Origin of the sequence: Pseudomonas yamanorum (genome assembly GCF_900105735.1) — a bacterium.
GTDB lineage: Bacteria > Pseudomonadota > Gammaproteobacteria > Pseudomonadales > Pseudomonadaceae > Aquipseudomonas > Aquipseudomonas yamanorum.
Genome location: NZ_LT629793.1, coordinates 2,027,474 through 2,043,744 on the forward strand (window position 1 = coordinate 2,027,474; position 16,271 = coordinate 2,043,744).

At 60.2% G+C, this 16,271-nt stretch carries 14 protein-coding genes and 1 pseudogene; 5 read left to right on the top strand and 10 right to left on the bottom strand.

Annotation, left to right across the window (positions count from 1 at the left end; translation table 11 throughout):
- Positions 1 to 71: 71 nt before the first annotated feature.
- Entirely contained in the window at positions 72 to 2,549 is a 2,478-nt protein-coding gene (locus BLU46_RS09820) for a ligase-associated DNA damage response DEXH box helicase (protein ID WP_093201094.1), read from the top strand.
- The gene (gene pdeM, locus BLU46_RS09825; RefSeq protein WP_093201098.1) at positions 2,549 to 3,205 is read left to right on the top strand and encodes a ligase-associated DNA damage response endonuclease PdeM; all 657 of its coding nucleotides are present in this window, start codon (positions 2,549 to 2,551) and stop codon (positions 3,203 to 3,205) included. The genes BLU46_RS09820 and pdeM overlap by 1 nt, the downstream gene beginning before the upstream one ends.
- A gap of 31 nt (positions 3,206 to 3,236) precedes the next feature.
- On the opposite strand, the gene BLU46_RS09830 is transcribed toward pdeM, so the two are convergent.
- Together BLU46_RS09830 and dcd are read right to left on the bottom strand one after the other, a co-directional pair.
- Positions 3,237 to 3,440, bottom strand: a complete 204-nt coding sequence (locus BLU46_RS09830) for a hypothetical protein (RefSeq protein WP_003219272.1) — start codon at positions 3,438 to 3,440, stop codon at positions 3,237 to 3,239.
- Positions 3,441 to 3,547: 107 nt separating this feature from the next.
- Positions 3,548 to 4,114: a dCTP deaminase gene (gene dcd / locus BLU46_RS09835; protein ID WP_003219273.1), complete on the bottom strand. Its 567-nt coding sequence runs from the start codon at positions 4,112 to 4,114 to the stop codon at positions 3,548 to 3,550.
- 378 nt (positions 4,115 to 4,492) lie between these two features.
- Between dcd and BLU46_RS09840 the strand changes: the two genes are divergently transcribed.
- Positions 4,493 to 4,702, top strand: a complete 210-nt coding sequence (locus BLU46_RS09840) for a cold-shock protein (protein WP_002554837.1) — start codon at positions 4,493 to 4,495, stop codon at positions 4,700 to 4,702.
- A gap of 331 nt (positions 4,703 to 5,033) precedes the next feature.
- Here BLU46_RS09840 and rpoS read toward each other — a convergent pair.
- The 8 genes and pseudogenes from rpoS to BLU46_RS09885 all read right to left on the bottom strand — a co-directional run bounded on the left by rpoS (position 5,034) and on the right by BLU46_RS09885 (position 12,155).
- Positions 5,034 to 6,039: pseudogene (gene rpoS, locus BLU46_RS09850) on the bottom strand (RNA polymerase sigma factor RpoS).
- 106 nt (positions 6,040 to 6,145) lie between these two features.
- On the bottom strand, positions 6,146 to 6,982 hold the full coding sequence (locus tag BLU46_RS09855; RefSeq protein ID WP_063032882.1) for a peptidoglycan DD-metalloendopeptidase family protein: 837 nt from the start codon (positions 6,980 to 6,982) through the stop codon (positions 6,146 to 6,148).
- 209 nt (positions 6,983 to 7,191) lie between these two features.
- Complete coding sequence (locus tag BLU46_RS09860; protein ID WP_010176736.1) at positions 7,192 to 7,827, bottom strand: protein-L-isoaspartate(D-aspartate) O-methyltransferase; 636 nt, start codon at positions 7,825 to 7,827, stop codon at positions 7,192 to 7,194.
- A gap of 41 nt (positions 7,828 to 7,868) precedes the next feature.
- The gene (surE, locus tag BLU46_RS09865) at positions 7,869 to 8,618 is read right to left on the bottom strand and encodes a 5'/3'-nucleotidase SurE (protein ID WP_017479399.1); all 750 of its coding nucleotides are present in this window, start codon (positions 8,616 to 8,618) and stop codon (positions 7,869 to 7,871) included.
- The gene (gene truD / locus BLU46_RS09870) at positions 8,606 to 9,664 is read right to left on the bottom strand and encodes a tRNA pseudouridine(13) synthase TruD (RefSeq protein WP_093201106.1); all 1,059 of its coding nucleotides are present in this window, start codon (positions 9,662 to 9,664) and stop codon (positions 8,606 to 8,608) included. The genes surE and truD overlap by 13 nt, the downstream gene beginning before the upstream one ends.
- Complete coding sequence (gene ispF / locus BLU46_RS09875) at positions 9,661 to 10,134, bottom strand: 2-C-methyl-D-erythritol 2,4-cyclodiphosphate synthase (RefSeq protein ID WP_010176739.1); 474 nt, start codon at positions 10,132 to 10,134, stop codon at positions 9,661 to 9,663. Before ispF ends, truD begins: the two co-directional genes overlap by 4 nt.
- Before the next feature lie 54 nt (positions 10,135 to 10,188).
- The gene (gene fghA / locus BLU46_RS09880) at positions 10,189 to 11,034 is read right to left on the bottom strand and encodes an S-formylglutathione hydrolase (RefSeq protein ID WP_003219284.1); all 846 of its coding nucleotides are present in this window, start codon (positions 11,032 to 11,034) and stop codon (positions 10,189 to 10,191) included.
- A gap of 8 nt (positions 11,035 to 11,042) precedes the next feature.
- Entirely contained in the window at positions 11,043 to 12,155 is a 1,113-nt protein-coding gene (locus BLU46_RS09885; protein ID WP_010176741.1) for an S-(hydroxymethyl)glutathione dehydrogenase/class III alcohol dehydrogenase, read from the bottom strand.
- A 109-nt stretch (positions 12,156 to 12,264) separates the two neighbouring features.
- Between BLU46_RS09885 and BLU46_RS09890 the strand changes: the two genes are divergently transcribed.
- Both BLU46_RS09890 and BLU46_RS09895 read left to right on the top strand, forming a co-directional pair.
- The gene (locus BLU46_RS09890) at positions 12,265 to 13,161 is read left to right on the top strand and encodes a LysR substrate-binding domain-containing protein (protein WP_063032886.1); all 897 of its coding nucleotides are present in this window, start codon (positions 12,265 to 12,267) and stop codon (positions 13,159 to 13,161) included.
- A 69-nt stretch (positions 13,162 to 13,230) separates the two neighbouring features.
- A complete protein-coding gene (locus tag BLU46_RS09895; RefSeq protein ID WP_093201110.1) occupies positions 13,231 to 16,269 on the top strand; it encodes a dermonecrotic toxin domain-containing protein in 3,039 nt (1,012 codons plus the stop codon).
- The last annotated feature ends 2 nt before the right edge of the window (positions 16,270 to 16,271 follow it).

Here is a 16,271-nt window from a genome sequence, read left to right on the forward strand (position 1 = left end):
AACCCAGCAATCGCAGTTAAACCTTTCCCCCACCCCACAGGTCTCTGAATTACACCCCCAGAGCCCCAAGCATGGCCAAATCCCGCAATTTCGCCAAAGATTGGTTCACCGCCAAAAACTGGAACCCATTCGCCTTCCAGAAACAGGTATGGAAGGCCGTGAAGGAAGGCCAATCAGGACTGCTCCACGCCAGCACCGGCGCCGGCAAAACCTACGCCCTGTGGTTCGCCGCCCTCAACCGCTTCGCCATCACCGAAACCACCCCCCGCAAACGCAAAGCCCCCGCCGAACCGCTGACAGTCCTGTGGATCACCCCAATGCGCGCCCTCGCCGCAGACACCGCCCGCGCCCTTGAAGCACCGTTGGAATCCCTGAACATCCCCTGGACCGTCGGCCTGCGCACCGGCGACACCAGCAGCAGCGAACGCGCCCGCCAGAGCCGCCGCCTGCCCACCACCCTGATCACCACCCCGGAAAGTCTCACGCTGATGCTGGCTCGCGCCGACAGCCAGACCAGCCTGTCACACCTGCGCATGGTGGTAGTGGACGAATGGCACGAACTGATCGGCAACAAACGCGGCGTGCAACTGCAACTGGCCCTCGCCCGCCTGCGACAATGGCGTCCAGAGCTGATTGTGTGGGGCATTTCCGCGACCCTGGGTAATCAGGCCCACGCACTGGAGGTGTTGATCCCACAAGGCGGCGGGATCAACGTCCAAGGCCAAACCACCAAACAGTTGCAAGTGGACACCCTGTTGCCACCGGTTATCGAGCGCTTTCCATGGGCCGGCCATATCGGCCTGAAAATGCTCCCGCAGGTGGTAGCCGAGGTCGATGCCAGCAGCAGTTGCCTGGTGTTCACTAACACACGAGCGCAATCGGAAATCTGGTACCAGGCCCTGCTCGACGCTCGCCCCGACTGGGCCGGAGTGATTGCCCTGCACCACGGCTCGTTGTCCCGGGAAACCCGGGATTGGGTGGAACGGGCCTTGAAGGATGGACAACTGAAGGCCGTCGTGTGTACGTCGAGCCTCGACCTGGGGGTGGATTTCCTGCCGGTGGAACGGGTACTGCAGATTGGCTCGGCCAAGGGCGTGGCGCGCCTGATGCAGCGCGCCGGGCGTTCCGGCCATGCGCCGGGCAGGCCGTCGCGGGTGACGCTGGTGCCGACCCACAGCCTGGAGCTGGTGGAAGCCGCCGCCGCGCAGGATGCTATCGCTGAACGGCGTATCGAAGCCCGGCAGTCGCCCCACAAGCCTTTGGATGTGCTGGTGCAACATCTGGTGAGCATGGCGCTGGGCGGCGGTTTTGTGCCGGATGAGCTGCTGGCGGAGGTGCGTACCGCATGGGCCTATCGTGACTTGAGCGAAGCAGATTGGACATGGGCCCTGGGTTTCGTGCGCCATGGCGGGCTGTCGCTGACGGCCTACCCGGATTATCGGCGGGTCGAACCGGACGAACACGGCATCTGGCGCGTCCCCGACGCACGACTGGCGCGGCGCCATCGCATGAGCGTGGGCACCATCGTCAGCGACGCCAGCATCCAGCTGAAATTCTGGAGCAAAGGCGGCGGTGGCAAGACCCTGGGCAGCGTCGAGGAAGGCTTTATTGCACGGTTGAAGCCGGGAGATGGTTTCTTGTTCGCCGGGCGCTTGCTGGAGTTGGTGCGAGTAGAAAACATGACCGCATACGTGCGGCGCAGTACCGCGAAAAAGGCTGCCGTGCCGCGCTGGAACGGCGGGCGCATGCCGCTTTCCAACGAGCTGGCCCAGGCAGTGGTCGAGCGCTTTGATGCGGCCGCCCACGGGCAATTCCTCGGCCCGGAGATGCAGGCGGTGCAATCGTTGCTGGACACCCAGTTGCGCTGGTCCGGGCTGCCAACCCGCGAGCATTTGCTGGCCGAGGCCCTCAAGTCCCGGGAAGGCTGGCATCTGTTCCTGTATCCGTTCGCCGGGCGCCAGGTGCATCTGGGGCTGGCGAGCCTGCTGGCCTGGCGCGTCAGTCGGCAGCAGGCGGTGACGTTCTCGATTGCGGTCAATGACTACGGGCTGGAGCTGCTGAGCGCGACCGAGGTGGATTGGCCTGAATTACTGAGCGGGGCGTTGCTGAGTGCAGATGATCTGCTGGATGACGTGGTAGCAAGCCTGAATGCCGGTGAGCTGGCCCTGCGGCGCTTTCGCGAGATAGCGCGGATCGCCGGGCTGGTGTTTGCCGGCTACCCCGGTGCGCCGAAAAGTACGCGCCAGGTTCAGGCGTCCAGCGGCTTGTTCTTTGAAGTGTTCAAGCAATATGACCCGCAGAACCTGTTGCTGACCCAGGCCGGAGAAGAAGTCCTGCGGGAAGAGCTGGATATTCGTCGGCTGGAAGAGACGTTGCGCCACTTGTCGGGGTTGAAATTGGACCTGCATCGGATAAAACGGCCTACGCCGCTGGCGTTCCCTTTACTGGTGGAACGTTTTCGGGAAAGCCTGAGTTCGGAAAAACTCTCGGAGCGGATTGCGCGAATGGTCAAGGATCTGGAAAAAGTCGCCGATAACGGGAAGCCCTGATGCCCGCTCATTACCCGATACACTTGGCGGAAGAAGCGCTGTGGTTGCTGGCGGACAAGGCTGTGTATTGGCCCGCGAGAAAGTGCCTGCTGATCGCCGACGCGCATTTTGGCAAGGCGTCAGCCTATCGCAGCCTGGGCCAGCCAGTGCCGCAGGGCACGACGACGGACAACCTGCAGCGCCTGGACCGGCTGTTGGCGGCTTTCCCCGGTGCGCAGGTAGTCTTTCTCGGCGACTTTCTCCACGGGCCCGGCTCTCACGCCAGCGGCACCCTGAACGCGCTGAGAGCCTGGCGTGAGCGTCATGCAGACGTGGGACTCACGCTGATCCGCGGCAACCATGACAAGCGCGCTGGCGACCCACCGGTAGATCTGAACATTGAGGTGGTGACCGAACCCCTGCTGATGGGCCCGTTTGCGTTGCAGCACGAGCCCGACGCCCACGCCAGCCACCATGTGCTGGCTGGGCATGTGCATCCAGTGTATCGCCTGCGGGGCAAGGGCCGGCAAAGCTTGCGCCTGCCGTGCTTCCTGCTCGGCAACCAGGTCAGTCTGTTGCCAGCGTTTGGCGCATTTACCGGGGGTTATTCAGTGACGCAGGAAGAAGGCAGCCGGATCTTCGTGATCGGAGACCATGAAGTATGGCCAGTGCGTTGAGCATCTGACCATTGGCGACAAGTGCAGGAAATCAAGCCACAGGGGCGGGAGGCGGTTCGTCAGGGAGCGTGGGTTCGCCAGGCTCTTCAGGCTGGTTGGGCCAGGGATCATCCGGACCGGGCTGGCCGGGAATGCCGCCTGCGGCGGGATCGGCCATCAAGGACCAGGCCATCACACCAATCTGATTGGGTTCAAGCCGGGCGAGTTCGGCGCTGATTCGCGGATCGAGCTTCATAGGGGACTCCTCAAGCGTGGCCCGGCGCGTTGTGCACGCGTCGGGGCAGTACACTCAATAGAGTGCATGCCCGCTGACAAATTCCCTTAGCCTGTAAGACGATTCGATCAGGTGCGTGGGAGAGTAACGCCGCGCTGGCCCTGATACTTGCCGCCGCGGTCCTTATAGGACACTTCGCACTCTTCGTCGGATTCGAAGAACAACATCTGAGCGACACCTTCGTTAGCGTAGATTTTTGCCGGCAACGTGGTGGTGTTGGAGAACTCCAGGGTGACGTGCCCTTCCCATTCCGGCTCCAGCGGCGTCACGTTGACGATGATGCCGCAGCGCGCGTAGGTGCTCTTGCCCAGGCAGATGGTCAGGACGTTGCGCGGGATACGGAAGAATTCGACGGTGCGCGCCAGGGCGAAGGAGTTAGGCGGGATGATGCAGACGTCGCTCTTGACGTCGACGAAGCTTTTTTCGTCGAAGTTTTTCGGATCGACGGTTGCCGAGTTGATGTTGGTGAACACCTTGAACTCATCGGCGCAGCGTACATCGTAGCCGTAGCTGGAAACCCCGAACGAAATCAGCCGCTCAGCGCCTTCGCCGCGCATCTGGCGCTCCACGAAGGGCTCGATCATGCCGTGCTCTTGCGCCATGCGGCGAATCCACTTGTCCGATTTGATGCTCATGGCGGGTGTCCTGAATAGCGAGGTGAAAAAATTCTGTTGGCCATCTTACCGGGGCTGGCCCCGTGGTTCAAAGGGGCGGCTGTTTTTCTTGGCGCCGCGCAGCCCCTGCTGGGCGGGACGCACCTTCAATTGCGGGGTATTGGTGCTGTATCAGGCTGCCGCCAGTCACGAAAATAGAGAAACCTTCGGAAATACCATTGGCACGTTCCGGAAAAAGGGTTAAGGTGGCGCCACTGTGCTGCTTGTGTCACTGAGAATCTCTACACGATATGTTGAATTTCGATCCAACCATCTCCAAGAATTTTTCCTGCTCTTTGCACTCAGTCTCGGCCAGGGCTTTTCCTGAGTCGCAGTTAACTTTGTCCAAGGAGATACACCATGTCTAATCGCCAAACTGGTACCGTTAAGTGGTTCAACGATGAAAAAGGCTTCGGCTTCATCACTCCACAATCCGGTGACGACCTGTTCGTTCACTTCAAAGCTATCCAATCCGACGGCTTCAAAAGCCTGAAAGAAGGCCAACAGGTTTCTTTCATCGCTACCCGCGGTCAGAAAGGCATGCAAGCTGAAGAAGTTCAAGTTATCTAACTTGTACTGATTTAGTCGAAAAGCCCCGCCCTTAAAAGCGGGGCTTTTTTGTGCCCGCTCGTTCCTACGCTCTGCGTGGGAATGCCTCTTGTGACGCTCTGCGTCACGCCTTGGGACGCGGAGCGTCTTGGGCTGCGTTCCCACGCAGAGCGTGGGAACGAGCAATCACACGATGTAATTCCATGCACAAAGAAATGTGGGAGCCCACCTATGTGGGAGCCGGGCTTGCCCGCGATAGCATCACCTCGATCTATCAGTTGCACCGAGGTGATGCTATCGCAGGCAAGCCAGCTCCCACACAAGCCCGCTCCCACATTTCGTCCTGCGTCGTTTACTGGAACAACGACTCACTCGACAAGCCATTCTTCTCCAGGATCTCGCGCAAGCGCTTGAGACCCTCGACCTGGATCTGCCGCACCCGCTCACGGGTCAAGCCAATCTCCAGGCCAACATCTTCCAGCGTGCTGCTTTCGTGGCCGCGCAGCCCGAAGCGGCGAATCACCACCTCACGCTGTTTGTCCGTCAGCTCCGAAAGCCACTGGTCGATGCTTTGCGACAGATCGTCTGTCCTGCAGCAACTCACAAGGGTCCGTAGGACGATCATCGGTCAGGGTGTCCAGCAGGGTTTTATCCGAATCCGGACCCAGCGAGACATCGACTGAAGACACCCGCTCATTGAGACCGAGCATGCGCTTGACCTCTCCCACCGGTTTTTCCAGCAGGTTGGCGATTTCTTCAGGCGAAGGTTCATGATCGAGTTTTTGTGTCAGCTCGCGCGCCGCCCGAAGGTAGACGTTGAGCTCTTTGACCACATGGATCGGCAACCGGATCGTGCGGGTCTGATTCATGATCGCCCGTTCGATGGTCTGACGAATCCACCAGGTGGCGTAGGTTGAAAAGCGAAAACCCCGCTCAGGGTCAAACTTTTCCACCGCCCGGATCAAGCCGAGATTGCCTTCCTCGATCAAGTCCAACAGGGACAGCCCACGATTGACATAGCGTCGGGCGATTTTCACCACCAGCCGCAGGTTGCTTTCAATCATGCGCTTGCGCCCAGCCGGATCGCCTTTTTGCGACAAGCGCGCAAAAAAGACTTCTTCTTCGGGAGTGAGCAGAGGGGAAAAGCCGATTTCATTGAGGTACAACTGAGTCGCGTCGAGCGCCCGGGTGTAATCAATGTACTTGTGTTGCTTTAACGCGGTGGAGTTCTTGGATTTGGTGCGAACTGAAGGTACAGCAGGTCCCTCATTCGACATCGATTCCGTAGCAATGCCGGTCTCCATAAGGAGAACCTCATCGTCGATGTCAAACTCCGGCGCTTCTTTACTGAGAGCCATTGTTATAGTCCTTTGGTGAGTTCGACCTCAAGCTCAAGCGACGCCTTTATCCTTGGCAACGCTGGAGCCTGTTCCTTCTACGTGAGGGAACAGGCTGTGCAACATATCAACGACGGGGAAGGAATTGCAGCGGATCAACAGGTTTCCCTTGGCGGCGAATCTCAAAGTGCAGTTTCACCCGGTCTGTACCAGTTGACCCCATTTCGGCAATTGTCTGTCCGACTTTGACCTGCTGCCCCTCCCGAACCAACAGCCTGCGGTTATGACCGTAGGCACTGACGTAGGTATCGCTGTGTTTGATGATGACCAGCTCGCCGTAGCCCCGTAAACCACTCCCGGCGTACACCACTGTCCCATCAGACGCAGCTAAAACAGGCTGTCCCAAATCTCCGGCGATATCAATGCCTTTATTCAAACTACCGTTTGAAGAGAATTTTCCAATAAGAATGCCATTTGAGGGCCATCCCCAACCCGTAGGAGCAGGCCCTGCTGGCGGCAGCGGCGCAGGTGCCGGCTTGCTCGCAACGCTAGGCGCGGCGGTGCCTGCAGGCCGGGTGATGATGGTGGTTTTGCTCGAAGACGACGGCGAAGAAGCTGTGTTTGTGACGACGGCGGTCGGTGTTGAACCGGTACGGCCATCGAAACGAATGGTCTGACCTGGATGTATCGTATATGGCACAGGAATGTTGTTACGGGCGGCAAGCGCTTTGTAATCCCACCCATAACGGAAGGCAATCGAGAACATCGTATCGCCCTTGCGCACGACATATTGCCCGGTGGTAACCGTAGGCTTTTGCGGCACCGCATTATTGCGGTCGACCACCCGGGCACCACCGGATGGCGTGCTTGAGCAAGCCGCCAGCAAGGAACTCAAGACAAGGCCAATCACCAGTCGCTGAAAGCTTGTTTGACTCATACGCTGTGCAATGACCGTGAGACTCACCCGCCGCTCCCTTTGTGGTGGCTGACTATGAACGCCTGTATCAGGCTTGAAATATGACGCAAGTATAACTGGCCATTGGGTTTTTACTGGAAACACGATTCTAAAGAAATTTTCATCATGTTTAATTCCCACGGCGGATCACGTTGACTCAATAGACCCCGCTGTAAGACACATACCCGGCAATAGAATTCAGTCGCAGGAATAATTGATCAGGCCAGCGGACCGTTAAGCAGCGGGACAAAACGCACCGCCCCGAGCACATGCCGGGAAAAGCCTTCTTCCTCGCGAATGATCAACATTAATTGTTGCACTTCGCCGGAGCCCACCGGGATCACCAGCCGCCCTCCGGGAGCCAGTTGATCGAGCAAGGCCTGGGGCACGTCGGTGGCCACGGCGGTGACGATAATGCCGTTATATGGCGCCAGCGCCGGCCAGCCTTCCCAACCGTCCCCCCAACGAAACACCACATTGCGCAGGTTCAGCTCCACCAGGCGTTCCTTGGCCCGGTCTTGCAGCACCTTGATGCGCTCGACCGAAAACACCCGCTCAACCAACTGCGACAACACGGCCGTCTGGTAGCCGGAGCCGGTGCCGATTTCCAGCACCTTGTCCAGCGGGCCCGCCGCCAGCAACAGCTCACTCATCCGCGCCACCATATAAGGCTGGGAGATGGTCTGGTTGTGGCCGATGGGCAGCGCGGTGTCTTCATAGGCACGATGCGCCAGGGCTTCATCGACAAACAAATGCCGTGGGGTACGCCGGATGACTTCCAGCACCTGGGCGTTGGACAGCCCTTCTTCATACAGGCGCTGGATCAATCGCTCGCGGGTGCGCTGGGAAGTCATCCCAATGCCCCGTCGCAGCAGGTCGTCTTGTTCGCGCGCCATCAGAGCACTCCCTCCAGCCAGCCATCGAGGCTACTGAAGGCATCACTGAAGGTGCGATCAAGTTGCAACGGAGTAATCGAAATATAACCTTGCATCACCGCATGAAAGTCCGTGCCTTCGCCGCCGTCTTCGGCATCGCCGGCAGCGGCGATCCAGTAACCTTCCTTGCCGCGCGGGTCTACCACCTTCAGCGGTGCCGCGGCGCGGGAGCGATGGCCCAGGCGGGTCAGCTTGAAGCCGCGAATATGCTCAAGAGGCAGGTTCGGAAAATTGACGTTCAGCACCGTACGCGGCGGCAAATCCAGAGTGTGATGGGCCTCCACCAGCTTGCGGGCGAAGTAGGCCGCCGTCTCCAGGTTGTCCAACTGACGCGACGCCAGCGAAAACGCGAACGAGGTCCGGCCCAGGAAACGCCCCTCAAGGGCCGCCGCCACCGTGCCGGAATACAGCACGTCGTCACCGAGGTTGGCGCCCAGGTTAATCCCGGAAACCACCAAGTCCGGCTCGCGGTCCAGCAGGCTGTTGATTGCCAGGTGCACGCAATCGGTCGGCGTGCCATTCACGCTGATAAAGCCGTTGGGCAACGTCTGTATGTGCAACGGACGGTCGAGCGTCAGCGAGCTGCTGGCGCCGCTTTTGTCCTGGTCCGGGGCTACCACCACGCACTCGGCGTAATCCGCCAGCGCAGCATGAAGCGCGGCAAGGCCGGGTGCGGTGACCCCGTCGTCGTTAGATATCAGAATACGCATGGGCTGTCCGTCTGCCCCACCGGCACCAGATCTACAAGCTCGCGCACCAAGACAGTGGCGAAGCATCCGGCCGGCAGGACGAATTCCAATTGCAGAATGTCAGGTTCGGGATAATGCCACGTCAACCCGCCAATGGGCAGTCGAAGAATGCGACGTTCCTGGCTCATGCCGGCATTCACCAGCCAATCCCGCAGGTCAGCTTCACCGTCGGCGATCGCCTGTTCCAGAGCGAAGGTTGCCCCCGACGCCGGCGAATCACCTTCGCCCCACTGTGGACCTGTGGGATGCAAGTCGAGAATCGCCAGGCGCGGGTCGCTGCATTCAGCCTCCCCCGCCGGGAAAAAGCTGCGGCTGTCGGTAAACGCCAGCAAGTCACCGACCTGGGCGCGCTGCCAGGAACCGTCGGCTACCCGCGCCGCCAGCACTTTATTGAACAGGAAGCTGCGGGCCGTCGAGAGCAAGCGCGAACGCACATTGCGCTGCTCCGGCAAGGCCTTGCGCGCGGCCCAGTCGCGGGCATCGACGACGTTGCCGCCGTTATGACCGAACCGCTGGGCGCCGAAATAGTTGGGAATGCCTTGCTTGGCGATCATATGCAGGCGCGCGTCGATAGCCGCGGCATCACCGGCAAACTGGGTCAGGCGCAAGGTAAAGCCGTTGGCCGAATGTGCGCCGCGCTGCAGCTTGCGCTTGTGACGGCCGGTCTTGAGGATCTTCAAGGTCTCGTTTTCAGCAGCGCTCAGGTCCGGGTCCGCCTTGCCCGGCAATTGCACACTGAACCACTGCCGGGTCAGCGCCTGGCGATCCTTGAGCCCGGCGTAGCTGACGGTGCGCAACGGCACGCCCGCCGCCTTGGCAATCCGCCGTGCCGCTTCTTCGGTATTCAGGCCGCGTTTTTCCACCCACAACCACAGGTGTTCACCCTCGCCGGTCAGCGGGATATCCAGCACTTCATCCACTTGGAAATCTTCAGCGGTGGCCTTCAGAACAGCGCTGCCCAGGGCCTCGCCATAGGCACGCGGGCCCAGCAGTTGCAGATCATTCATGCGCGCAGCAACAAGGCAACGGAGTGCACGGCAATGCCCTCTTCGCGACCGGTAAACCCGAGCTTTTCGGTGGTGGTGGCTTTTACGTTCACTTGATCCAACTCAACTTGAAGATCCGCGGCAATCAGCGCGCGCATCGATTCGATATGCGGGGCCATCTTGGGCGCCTGGGCGACGATGGTGTTGTCGACATTGCCGACCTTCCAGCCCTTGGCATGGATCAAGCCGACCACATGACGCAACAGCACACGGCTGTCCGCGCCCTTGAAGGTCGGGTCGGTGTCCGGAAAGTGCTTGCCGATGTCACCCAACGCGGCGGCGCCGAGCAAGGCATCGCTCAAGGCATGCAGCACCACGTCGCCGTCGGAATGAGCCAGCAACCCGTGGTGGTGCGCGATCCGCACGCCGCCCAGGGTGATGAAATCGCCTTCGGCGAAACGGTGCACATCATAGCCGTGGCCAATACGCATAAAAAAACGCCCCGATTTAATTCAGGGCGTGATTCTACCTACTTTTGCCTCACATTAACCGAGCAAAGCGCGCGCGTGATGGCGTAAATGGTCTTCGATGAAGCTGGCGATAAAGAAGTAGCTGTGGTCATAGCCCGGTTGCAGGCGCAGCTCCAATGGATGGTTCGCCGCCCTGGCCGCTTGTTGCAAGGCTTCAGGCTTGAGCTGAACGGCCAGGAAATCGTCACGATCGCCCTGGTCCACCAGCAGCGGCAGCTTTTCCGAAGCTTCGCTGATCAACACGCAGGCGTCCCATTCGCGCCACTTCGAGCGCTCTTCCCCGAGGTAGCGGGAGAACGCCTTCTGGCCCCACGGGCAATCCATCGGATTGTTGATCGGCGAGAACGCCGACACCGACTGATAACGCCCCGGGTTGCGCAAGGCACACACCAGTGCGCCGTGGCCGCCCATCGAGTGGCCGCTGATCCCGCGTTTGGCCGACGCCGGGAAATGCGCCTCGACCAATGCCGGCAATTCCTGCACCACGTAGTCATGCATCCGATAGTGCTGGGCCCAGGGTTCCTGGGTGGCGTTCAGGTAGAAGCCGGCGCCGAGGCCAAAGTCCCAGGCATTGTCCGGATCACCCGGCACACCGGGGCCGCGGGGGCTGGTGTCCGGCGCAACAATGATCAACCCCAGCTCGGCCGCCATGCGCTGGGCGCCGGCCTTCTGCATGAAGTTCTCATCGGTGCAGGTCAGCCCCGACAGCCAGTACAGCACCGGCAATTTTCCGCCCTGCTCCGCTTGCGGCGGCAGGTACACGGCGAAGGTCATGTCGCAACCCAGCACGTCGGAATGGTGCTTGTAGCGTTTATGCCAGCCACCGAAGCTTTTCTGGCACGACAGGTTTTCCAGACTCATGGCCGACCTCAGAAGTGAATGACGGTGCGGATGCTCTTGCCTTCATGCATCAGGTCAAACGCCTTGTTGATATCTTCCAGGCCCATGGTGTGGGTGATGAAGGTATCCAGCGGGATTTCGCCGGTCTGGGCCATCTCCACGTAGCTTGGCAATTCGCTGCGACCCCGCACGCCACCAAACGCCGAACCGCGCCAGACACGACCGGTCACCAGTTGGAACGGACGGGTAGCAATTTCCTGGCCGGCACCGGCCACGCCGATGATCACCGACTCGCCCCAACCTTTGTGGCAGCACTCAAGGGCCGCACGCATCAGTTGGACATTGCCGATGCACTCGAAGGAAAAGTCGACGCCGCCATCGGTTAAATCGACAATCACGTCCTGGATCGGGCGATCGTAGTCTTTGGGATTGATGCAGTCGGTAGCGCCCAGTTGCTTGGCGATTTCAAACTTGGCCGGGTTGATGTCGATGGCAATGATGCGACCGGCCTTGGCTTTCACTGCACCGATCACTGCAGACAGGCCGATTCCGCCCAAGCCGAAGATGGCCACGGTGTCGCCCGGTTTGACCTTGGCGGTGTTGATCACCGCACCGATACCGGTGGTGACGCCACAGCCCAGCAGGCAGACTTTTTCCAGCGGCGCTTCTTTAGGAATCTTCGCTACGGAGATTTCCGGCAGCACGGTGTATTCGGAAAAGGTCGAAGTCCCCATGTAGTGGAAAATCGGCTGGCCCTTGTAGGAAAAGCGCGAGGTGCCATCTGGCATCAGGCCCTTGCCTTGGGTGGCGCGAATCGCCTGGCAGAGGTTGGTCTTGCCCGACAGGCAGAATTTGCACTTGCCGCATTCCGGGGTGTACAGCGGGATCACGTGATCGCCTACCGCCACCGAGGTCACGCCTTCGCCGATGGCTTCCACCACAGCGCCGCCTTCGTGGCCAAGGATCGATGGGAAGATACCTTCCGGGTCCGCGCCCGACAGGGTGTAGGCGTCGGTATGGCACACGCCGGAAGCAACCACTCGCAGCAGCACCTCGCCCGCCTTGGGCATGGCCACATCCACTTCAACGATCTCGAGGGGTTTCTTGGCTTCGAAGGCTACGGCCGCGCGGGACTTGATCATCCGGTTTCTCCATCGGGTTAAAAACGTAAGGCCAGCAGTGTAAAACATGCTCATCTGATTAATAATCCAGACAAAAGCAAAACATTATTGCCGCACAGGGATAATCAGCATGTTGGAAAACCGCTGGGAAGGCATTGATGAGTTCGTCGCCGTGGCCGAATGCAGCCAATTCACCGCGGCCGCCGAGCGCCTGGGCGTGTCGTCGTCCCATATCAGCCGCCAAGTGGCGCGACTGGAGGAGCGCCTGCAAACACGCTTGCTGTATCGCAGCACGCGCAAGGTGACGCTGACCGAAGCCGGCCAGACCTTCCTGCAACATTGCCAGCGATTGCAGGACGGTCGCGAAGAAGCCTTGCGCGCCGTGGGCGACTTGGCCAGCGAGCCCAAGGGAATGTTGCGCATGACGTGCGCAGTGGCTTACGGCGAGCGTTTTATCGTGCCGCTGGTGACGCGTTTCATGGCGCTTTATCCGCAATTGCGCGTGGACGTGGAATTGACCAACCGCCAGCTGGACCTGGTGCACGAAGGCCTGGACCTTGCGATTCGCCTCGGGCGCCTGGCGGATTCGCGCATGGTTGCCAGCCGCCTCGCGCCGCGGCGTATGTACCTGTGCGCATCACCGTCCTACCTGGCCAGGTACGGCCGGCCACATAGCCTGTCGGAATTAAGTCGGCATAACTGCCTGATCGGCAGCTCGGATATTTGGCAACTGGCCCAGGACGGGCGCGAATTTTCCCAGCGGGTACAAGGAAACTGGCGCTGCAACAGCGGGCAAGCGGTGCTGGATGCGGCCCTGCAAGGTGTCGGCCTTTGCCAGCTGCCGGACTATTACGTGCTGGAGCATTTGCACAGCGGCGCACTGGTGTCGTTACTCGAAGCCCATCAACCGCCCAACACCGCGGTTTGGGCGCTGTACCCGCAACAACGCCACCTTTCGCCCAAGGTGCGAAAACTGGTGGACTTTCTCAAGGAGGGCCTGGGCAACCACTCCGTCTACCTGCGATAGACAACTACCGCCCATGCAGCGCCTGAGTGCCGGTAAATAGCCTTTTTTTACTGCGTAACCAGGCACCCCATGATAACCAACGGCCCGCAACTCCAGCGCATCAGTCATTTCGTTCGCAAGGTCTTGGCGGATTTCCCCGTACCTTCGCAAATCGCCGCCCAGTTGATCCGTGAGCGCGTACAGCCCCTCAGCCAGGTCGAGTTCGACCCCGACACCACCCTCCTCACCACCCTCGAATACAACACCGACAACCCCAACGCGGCCTTCACCGCCGTGGTGATCCAGTCGATGTCGCTGACCGAGGCCATGGTCTGCAATGCGCCCCAGCCCCCGGGCGGCATGCTCAATACCACCGGGTTTTCCACCACTGCGCCTTATTTCAATATTGTCAGCGAGCTGCCGCGCTTGATGGATAACCGGATTCCGGCAATGTTCAACGAAGAGTTCATCGTCTCGGGCTGGATCCCGCCCAGGCGTTATGAGGCGCTGTATCTGCAAAGCCAGCCCCAGGTTTACGACCCGAGCACGCAGCTGGAGATTTCACCAAAAACCTTCAGGCACATCGTTAACTCAAGCCATTTCGAACAAGCCTACGACGAGGCGATCGGCAAGTTCTGGAACAACCACCGGGAAAACTACAACACCCTGATGCGCATCGCGTTCACCAAAGCCTATCTGGAACAGTTCCATGAGTTCACCCTGACCGTGGCAGAGAGGCACCTGGCGGCACGGGCGGCGGGGATTGGCATCGACAAGAACCACGACAACCTCACCCTGGAGGACTTCCAGGCGCCCTATCGTCTTGATCCAAACCTGTCCCTACGGCTATTGCGCATCCACAACAGCGAATCCACCGACATCCTGACCATCACCGACAACCAAAGCCAGGTGACTCTGCTCTACATCCCGGGCAACTCCTCGCCCTTCCATGGGTTCAACAACCCGGCAGACATGCGCAAGTGGCTGGTGGAAACGGCAAGGGACGCCACTCAACGCAAGACGCTGACCCAACACTTCGATGAGGACGCCATCGACTCCGGCCTGATCTACAGCGGCGTGGAGGAGGCACTGGTGGGGATGGCGGTGTTTCCGAAGCCGGCAACCTCCCCGGGTTTGTTCAACAGCCTGCGGGCCGATAACTACTGGGATCCCGAGCAGTACATCAATAATCCGACGTATCCGGCACTGGGCAGTAACCCGTTTGAGTTCATCGCCCGGCAGATCAGGTTACGCCTCGCAAAAATAGCGGCGCGAAGCTTTATTTCGCCCCTGGATACGCTCAAGACCGACACCCTGGACGCCCTGGAAAAAGCCTGCATCCTGGCGATTCCCGTGGCACTGGCCATGGGCAACGCGCTACTGGCGGAATTTTGCTTCCTGACCTCCGGCGCGACTGAAATGGTGGTGGGTGCCGACGACCTGCTGCGCGGTAAACCTCACGCGAAGGAGCGCATTGTATTTGGCGCCCTTAACGCGCTGCCGGTGGTCGCCCATGGCGTGGCCAAGGGGCTCAAGGGCCTCGAACGCCTGCGCCCTACACTGGGCCCGGCAGTACGCCAGGATGAGGGCCGGATCAGCGTCACCGCCATCAACGAAACTTCCGTTGCGGCCAGCACCGAGACCCGCACCCTGAGCCCAGGGATAACTCCCGGCGGCCTACAGACCATCCGGATTCACGGCGACCTGTACCTGACCTACAAGACACCCAATGAATCAGGCTTCTTCGAACTGTTCGTAATGGCCCCCAACGCGCCAAACACCCTGCAATCCACCGGCCTGTATGCCATCCAGAGCGCCGACCTGAAATGGCGCACGGCCGGGCTGGCCGGCGGAGGCGCATTTCGCAATGCCTGGCAAAGGGTCTACACGCTGTTCGGCGGCCCGGAACACGCGACGTTCTACAGTGCCTACGAGATGCCCCCCGTTGCGCGTGAGACCGTTTCGGAGATGCTCACCGATACCAGTTCGTTTTCGGAAAACCTTGAACCCGTGGGCAGCGGCGCCCAGCCAATGAAAGACACTCGCAAGTTGTTTTTCGAGAAACGAACCAAGCTGTCTGAAGATGCCACGGTGTTCTTTGCCAACCTGCCGTTTTCACCGATGCGGCCCTTGCTTCCAAGGCTCAGCCTTAATGAGTCGCAGCCGAACATCATTCAAAAACTGCTGCACGCCAGCGACGGCCTGGTGGTCGGCGAAAGCCACGGCGCGCTGTCGAGCAAGGCGTTCCTGATCAACAACATGCCGCTGTTGGCCAGCCAGGGTGTCAAACGCATCTATTTCGAGCATCTGCTGACGGATGTACACATGCCCTTGCTCAAGACGTTCTACCGTACCCGAAGCGCGGTGATGCCCGAGGAACTCAAGGGCTTCCTCAACAACATCTACCCGCCTTTGCGCGACCGGCACTACTCGTTCGTCAACATCGTCACCCATGCCCGTGACGCCGGGATCAAAATCCAGCCGATCGACTGCACCGTCACCTATATGCTCCGCGACCTGCCGGACACCGCCGACAACTTGCGCCAGCGCATGCTGAACTACTACGCCACCGAGGTGATTCAATGGATACAGACCACCAAGCCGCGCCCTGGCAAGTGGGTTGCACTGGTGGGTGACAGCCATACAAATACCTACAAAGGCATTCCTGGAATCGCCGAACTCACCGGCAGCATCGGCCTGCGGATCGAGGATGCAGAGGCTGGCGGGCACCTCGGCGTCGAAGTGGACACGGGACGCACCGCCAGCCTGGGCATCGGCAAGGGCGAGGGAACGGTCAAGGCCAACCTGGTCCTGCGGGTGGACCGCGCCAGCTTGCAACGTCCGGCGCAACCGACACCTGGCCCCTCCCAGCCCCAGGCCAAAACGCCACAGACGCTGCTGACCAAACCCGGCCAGTTCATGCTGATCCCGGCCACCGTTACGACACCGGCACACCTTCACTACCGTTCACGCCGAGGCGACGTACGCCATTTCAGGATCGATCAGCAGGGCAGCCGGTACGCCATCAGCGCACCCGGTTGGGCCGTGGACGGTAAACCGTTCGACAGCATTCAGGCGCTGGTGGATGAGTTCAAGGCCCCGGCCGGGCTTGAACAAGTGACGGGGTGACC

Coding starts and splice junctions, on each gene's coding strand:
- BLU46_RS09820 (WP_093201094.1), top strand. CDS start 72: ATGGCCAAATCCCGCAATTTCGCCAAAGATTGGTTCACCGCCAAAAAC.
- pdeM (WP_093201098.1), top strand. CDS start 2,549: ATGCCCGCTCATTACCCGATACACTTGGCGGAAGAAGCGCTGTGGTTG.
- BLU46_RS09830 (WP_003219272.1), bottom strand. CDS start 3,440: ATGAAGCTCGATCCGCGAATCAGCGCCGAACTCGCCCGGCTTGAACCC.
- dcd (WP_003219273.1), bottom strand. CDS start 4,114: ATGAGCATCAAATCGGACAAGTGGATTCGCCGCATGGCGCAAGAGCAC.
- BLU46_RS09840 (WP_002554837.1), top strand. CDS start 4,493: ATGTCTAATCGCCAAACTGGTACCGTTAAGTGGTTCAACGATGAAAAA.
- BLU46_RS09860 (WP_010176736.1), bottom strand. CDS start 7,827: ATGACTTCCCAGCGCACCCGCGAGCGATTGATCCAGCGCCTGTATGAA.
- surE (WP_017479399.1), bottom strand. CDS start 8,618: ATGCGTATTCTGATATCTAACGACGACGGGGTCACCGCACCCGGCCTT.
- truD (WP_093201106.1), bottom strand. CDS start 9,664: ATGAATGATCTGCAACTGCTGGGCCCGCGTGCCTATGGCGAGGCCCTG.
- ispF (WP_010176739.1), bottom strand. CDS start 10,134: ATGCGTATTGGCCACGGCTATGATGTGCACCGTTTCGCCGAAGGCGAT.
- fghA (WP_003219284.1), bottom strand. CDS start 11,034: ATGAGTCTGGAAAACCTGTCGTGCCAGAAAAGCTTCGGTGGCTGGCAT.
- BLU46_RS09885 (WP_010176741.1), bottom strand. CDS start 12,155: ATGATCAAGTCCCGCGCGGCCGTAGCCTTCGAAGCCAAGAAACCCCTC.
- BLU46_RS09890 (WP_063032886.1), top strand. CDS start 12,265: ATGTTGGAAAACCGCTGGGAAGGCATTGATGAGTTCGTCGCCGTGGCC.
- BLU46_RS09895 (WP_093201110.1), top strand. CDS start 13,231: ATGATAACCAACGGCCCGCAACTCCAGCGCATCAGTCATTTCGTTCGC.